At 53.1% G+C, this 1,180-nt stretch carries 2 protein-coding genes; one reads left to right on the plus strand and one right to left on the minus strand.

Going from position 1 to position 1,180, the window contains the following annotated elements; all coding sequences use genetic code 11:
• A partial coding sequence (locus ACWKXT_RS24190; protein ID WP_454542705.1) for an LptF/LptG family permease occupies positions 1-292 on the plus strand: 292 nt, incomplete at its 5' end.
• A gap of 118 nt (positions 293-410) precedes the next feature.
• Here ACWKXT_RS24190 and ACWKXT_RS24195 read toward each other — a convergent pair.
• Positions 411-1,180, minus strand: a 770-nt coding sequence (locus tag ACWKXT_RS24195; RefSeq protein WP_454542706.1) for a helicase HerA-like domain-containing protein, incomplete at its 5' end; no start/stop codon positions are given.

Consider the following 1,180-nt stretch of genomic DNA (forward strand, 5'->3'; position numbering starts at 1 on the left):
CGGTCAGGATGCCGGACGTTATCAGCTCAACATGTGGAGCAAAATCTTCCAGCCGCTATCTGTGGCGGTGATGATGCTGATGGCGCTGTCGTTCATCTTTGGCCCACTGCGTAGCGTACCGATGGGTGTGCGTGTGGTCACCGGTATTAGCTTCGGTTTTGTCTTCTACGTACTGGACCAGATCTTCGGCCCGCTGACGTTGGTTTATGGCATCCCGCCGATCATCGGCGCACTGTTGCCAAGCGCCAGGTTCTTCTTAATCAGCCTGTGGCTGTTAATGAGAAAATCGTAATCTAACAAGGGAGCGAAAGCTCCCTTTATTATTGTTGACAAAGTCAAATACGAGTTCGAACGGTCCCCTCGCCCCTTTGGGGAGAGGGTTAGGGTGAGGGGCACAGACCACGTCTGACTTATCTTTTTCTCCCCCCCAGCAAACTCCCCAACATCCCGCGTACAATCTGATTCGTCACCTGGCGAGCGGCGCTTTTGGCCATTGTTTGCACCACACCATCTTTCTTCCCGCCGCGTGGTCCGGTAGTGCCGAACAAAATATCCTTCAATCCACCAAGAATGCCGTCATCTACCGCTACCTCTTTCCCTTTCGCGGGGGGATTATTTTGCTGCTCGGTACTGGCCTGAAAGCCTTTTTGCAACATCTCATAGGCGGATTCCCGGTCCACGTCATCCTCGTACTTGCCATACACCGGGGAGTGGTTAATCAAGCCATTGCGCTCATCTTCCGTCACCGGTCCCATCCGCGAACAAGGCGCAATCACCATCGCCCGTTCCACCACAGAAGGACTTCCTTTTGCATCGAGAAACGAGATCAACGCTTCGCCCGTCCCCAGTTCCTGGATTGCCTTTTCGGTATCAAACGCCGGATTAGCCCGCATGGTTTGCGCCGCTGCCTTCACTGCTTTCTGATCTTTTGGCGTAAAAGCCCGCAAAGCGTGCTGAACGCGATTACCGAGCTGGCCGAGCACATTATCTGGAATATCAGACGGGTTTTGCGAAACGAACCAGACGCCCACGCCTTTTGAGCGAATAAGCCTTATCACCTGCTCAATCTTATCCAGCAGTACCTGCGGTGCATCGTTAAACAGCAGATGTGCTTCGTCGAAGAAAAACACCAGTTTTGGCTTCTCCAGATCGCCCGCTTCCGGCAATTGTTCATACAACT

It is taken from the genome of Enterobacter sp. UPMP701, from assembly GCF_053709515.1.